Origin of the sequence: Saccharopolyspora sp. (assembly GCF_017434145.1) — a bacterium.
Classification (GTDB): domain Bacteria; phylum Actinomycetota; class Actinomycetes; order Mycobacteriales; family Pseudonocardiaceae; genus Saccharopolyspora_C; species Saccharopolyspora_C galaxeae.
In genome coordinates, this window is record NZ_JAFRFW010000114.1 from 1 (window position 1) to 1,793 (window position 1,793).

The window sequence follows — 1,793 nt, forward strand, 5'->3', positions numbered from 1 at the left end:
GGGCAGCTCGCTGCTGCCGTCCGGGTCCTCGATCACGAGCTCGTCGAACGGCGTGCGCACGCACACCGTGACTTCGTTCCCGGCCGCGTGCGCCGCTGCCGCGAGCACCCCGCCGACCGCACCCGCCCCGATCACCGCAATTCGTTGAGCAGCCACGGCCGCAGCCTACTTGTTCGTGCACCCCTCGATCAGCCGCGAGAAGCCGGTCAGCAGCTCGATCGGCACTACGTCCCGATCCCGGAGCCTCCCCGACCGGCCGCGGTGATCTCGCCGCGGAGCACCGCCTCCAGGTCGTAGCGGGTGGGTTCGTCGAGCTGGTCGTAGCGGCAGGAGGTGGCGTCGCGGTCCGGTCGCCAGCGCACGAACTGCGTGGTGTGCCGGAATCGGGATGGCGCGGCGCCTTCGGTGTGGTCGTAGCTGACTTCCACGACCCGTTCCGGCCGCAGCGGCTGCCACGGCTGTTCGGTGCTGCGCCAGCGGTTGATCGAACCGGGCAGCCTGCGGCCGTCCGCGGCGTGCTCGCCGAGCCACGGGTGCTCCCCCTCGGTGCGCAGGGTGCTGAGCTGATCCGCCAGTTCGCGCCGCATCGCAGCTGGGAACGCGCCCACGACGCCGACGTGGTGCAGCACGCCGCGGTCGTCGTAGAGCCCCAGCAGCAGCGACCCCACCGCCGTGCCGGGTTCGGTGTTGGCGTGCCAGCGCAGCCCGGCAACCACGCAGTCCGCGGTACGCGCGTGCTTGATCTTCAGCATGGTGCGCTTGCCCGCCAGGTACGGGCTTTCCGCGTCCTTGCCGATGATGCCGTCCAGCCCGGCGCCCTCGAACACCCGGAACCACGCCTCGGCCGTGCCGTGATCGGTGGTCATCGGCGTCGCCAGCAGCTCGGGGCCGGTCAGGCCGAGCTCGTCGAGCCGTTGCCTGCGCGTGGAGAACGGTTCGGTGCGCAGGTCGTCCGAGTCCAGCGCGAGCAGGTCGAAGGCGACGAACCGCGCCGGGGTGCGCTCGGCCAGCTGCCGCACCCGGCTGGCCGCCGGGTGGATGCGTTCGCTGAGCGCGTCCCAGTCGAGGTGGTCGCCGTGCTCGTCGCGGCGCACCACGATCAGTTCGCCGTCGAGCACCGCGGGACGGGACAGCTTCGCGGCGACCGCTTCGAGCACCTCCGGGAAGTAGCGGTTCAACGACTTGCCGGTGCGCGACTGCAGCATCACGGGAGGATCCGAGGCCGCGCCGTCCGGGGCGGGCCCACCCGGATCGGCGAAGACCAGGCAGCGGAAGCCGTCCCACTTCGGCTCGAAGCACAGGCCCGGGCGCTCCGGCAGCCCGTCGACCGGCCCGGCCAGCATCGGTTTCACCGGCGGATGCACCCGCAGCGCCACGACGACCTCCTCGGTCCGCACCAAGTTCGTCGAGTATGTGCGCGGCTCAGCGCACCCGCTGCCGCGGCGAGCGGTCCAGCTGCATCCGGACGGCGGTGGGCAGCTCCTCGGTGCCCAGCGCCCGACGGGCGCGGGAGAGGACCTTGTCGTCCAGCTCCTCCCACACGTGCCGCACGTTCGTGCCTTCCTGCAGCGACAGCGTGAGCCGGACGTTGGGCCGCTGATCGGTGCCCGCCATCCGCACCCGGGCGCGGCTGACCCCGGTGACGTTCTCCGCGTCGGCGCGCACCGCCTCGGTCAGCGCCGCGGACGTGACCGTCGCCGAGCTCTCCCCCTCACCGGTCAGCCGCAGGTCCGGCCGCCCTTCCGGGCGCAGCGACCGCAGCAGCCACCACACGCCCAGCACCGCCAGCACGA

At 72.7% G+C, this 1,793-nt stretch carries 2 protein-coding genes and 1 pseudogene; all 3 read right to left on the reverse strand.

Annotation, left to right across the window (positions count from 1 at the left end):
- The coding region (locus tag IJH84_RS03025; RefSeq protein ID WP_367268943.1) for a 2-dehydropantoate 2-reductase N-terminal domain-containing protein at positions 1-156 on the reverse strand (156 nt) is incomplete at its 3' end.
- Positions 157-224: 68 nt separating this feature from the next.
- Positions 225-1,376, reverse strand: coding sequence for an ATP-dependent DNA ligase (locus IJH84_RS03030; RefSeq protein ID WP_295139924.1), 1,152 nt, complete (start codon positions 1,374-1,376; stop codon positions 225-227).
- A gap of 46 nt (positions 1,377-1,422) precedes the next feature.
- Positions 1,423-1,793: pseudogene (locus IJH84_RS03035) on the reverse strand (DUF6286 domain-containing protein); the annotation flags it as partial.